Raw genomic sequence first — 2403 nt, forward strand, 5'->3', positions numbered from 1 at the left:
GTGCTGTAAGATGCGCGCCTCGGTTGAGACGAAAGACTTAGCCAAACGTTCTTTAACAACTGAATCAAGCAATTCGTGTGGGTGCTTGTGGGTTAAGACTGAGTGATCGCAAGATTATCAGCATCACAAGTAAACACTCGTTAATTCGAGAGTTAACTCTCTAGCGATAGAGAGGTTTGCGATTGCTGAGCCAAGTTTAGGGTTTTCTCAAAACCCAATGCAGTATTGAACTGAAGAGTTTGATCATGGCTCAGATTGAACGCTGGCGGCAGGCCTAACACATGCAAGTCGAGCGGTTGAGGGGAGCTTGCTCCCTGATTCAGCGGCGGACGGGTGAGTAATGCCTAGGAATCTGCCTATTAGTGGGGGACAACGTTTCGAAAGGAACGCTAATACCGCATACGTCCTACGGGAGAAAGCAGGGGACCTTCGGGCCTTGCGCTAATAGATGAGCCTAGGTCGGATTAGCTAGTTGGTGGGGTAAAGGCTCACCAAGGCGACGATCCGTAACTGGTCTGAGAGGATGATCAGTCACACTGGAACTGAGACACGGTCCAGACTCCTACGGGAGGCAGCAGTGGGGAATATTGGACAATGGGCGAAAGCCTGATCCAGCCATGCCGCGTGTGTGAAGAAGGTCTTCGGATTGTAAAGCACTTTAAGTTGGGAGGAAGGGCAGTAAGCGAATACCTTGCTGTTTTGACGTTACCGACAGAATAAGCACCGGCTAACTCTGTGCCAGCAGCCGCGGTAATACAGAGGGTGCAAGCGTTAATCGGAATTACTGGGCGTAAAGCGCGCGTAGGTGGTTTGTTAAGTTGGATGTGAAAGCCCCGGGCTCAACCTGGGAACTGCATCCAAAACTGGCAAGCTAGAGTACGGTAGAGGGTGGTGGAATTTCCTGTGTAGCGGTGAAATGCGTAGATATAGGAAGGAACACCAGTGGCGAAGGCGACCACCTGGACTGATACTGACACTGAGGTGCGAAAGCGTGGGGAGCAAACAGGATTAGATACCCTGGTAGTCCACGCCGTAAACGATGTCAACTAGCCGTTGGAATCCTTGAGATTTTAGTGGCGCAGCTAACGCATTAAGTTGACCGCCTGGGGAGTACGGCCGCAAGGTTAAAACTCAAATGAATTGACGGGGGCCCGCACAAGCGGTGGAGCATGTGGTTTAATTCGAAGCAACGCGAAGAACCTTACCTGGCCTTGACATGCTGAGAACTTTCCAGAGATGGATTGGTGCCTTCGGGAACTCAGACACAGGTGCTGCATGGCTGTCGTCAGCTCGTGTCGTGAGATGTTGGGTTAAGTCCCGTAACGAGCGCAACCCTTGTCCTTAGTTACCAGCACGTTATGGTGGGAACTCTAAGGAGACTGCCGGTGACAAACCGGAGGAAGGTGGGGATGACGTCAAGTCATCATGGCCCTTACGGCCAGGGCTACACACGTGCTACAATGGTCGGTACAAAGGGTTGCCAAGCCGCGAGGTGGAGCTAATCCCATAAAACCGATCGTAGTCCGGATCGCAGTCTGCAACTCGACTGCGTGAAGTCGGAATCGCTAGTAATCGTGAATCAGAATGTCACGGTGAATACGTTCCCGGGCCTTGTACACACCGCCCGTCACACCATGGGAGTGGGTTGCACCAGAAGTAGCTAGTCTAACCTTCGGGGGGACGGTTACCACGGTGTGATTCATGACTGGGGTGAAGTCGTAACAAGGTAGCCGTAGGGGAACCTGCGGCTGGATCACCTCCTTAATCGAAGATCCCAGCTTCTCATAAGCACCCACACGAATTGCTTGATTCATTGCGAAAGACGATTGGGTCTGTAGCTCAGTTGGTTAGAGCGCACCCCTGATAAGGGTGAGGTCGGCAGTTCGAATCTGCCCAGACCCACCAATTGTTGAGGGTGCAGGCCTTGGAAGTATTTGGGGCCATAGCTCAGCTGGGAGAGCGCCTGCCTTGCACGCAGGAGGTCAGCGGTTCGATCCCGCTTGGCTCCACCACTTACAGCCGTTGTTGATGAGAATTAGAGTTCAGAAATGAGCATTCCTGCTGAGGCAGATGAGTGTTGATTTCTGGTCTTTGACCAGTCAGAAGAATCGTTCTTTAAAAATTTGGGTATGTGATAGAAGTGACTGATTGATTACTTTCACTGGTAATTGATCTGGTCAAGGTAAAATTTGCGTTGTTCTCAAGTGCAAATTTTCGGCGAATGTCGTCTTCACGTTATAGACAGTAACCAGATTGCTTGGGGTTATATGGTCAAGTGAAGAAGCGCATACGGTGGATGCCTTGGCAGTCAGAGGCGATGAAAGACGTGATAGCCTGCGATAAGCTCCGGTTAGGTGGCAAATAACCGTATGACCCGGAGATTTCTGAATGGGGGAACCCACT

General features: G+C 51.3%; 2 tRNA genes and 2 rRNA genes. All 4 read left to right on the top strand.

Going from position 1 to position 2403, the window contains the following annotated elements:
* The first annotated feature begins 227 nt into the window (after positions 1-227).
* Positions 228-1764, top strand: a 16S ribosomal RNA gene (locus BLR94_RS26940).
* A 64-nt stretch (positions 1765-1828) separates the two neighbouring features.
* Positions 1829-1905, top strand: a tRNA-Ile gene (locus BLR94_RS26945).
* 31 nt (positions 1906-1936) lie between these two features.
* Positions 1937-2012 (top strand) — tRNA-Ala (locus BLR94_RS26950).
* A 257-nt stretch (positions 2013-2269) separates the two neighbouring features.
* Positions 2270-2403 (top strand): 23S ribosomal RNA (locus BLR94_RS26955); the annotation flags it as partial.

It is taken from the genome of Phytopseudomonas flavescens, assembly GCF_900100535.1.
Lineage (GTDB): Bacteria > Pseudomonadota > Gammaproteobacteria > Pseudomonadales > Pseudomonadaceae > Aquipseudomonas > Aquipseudomonas flavescens.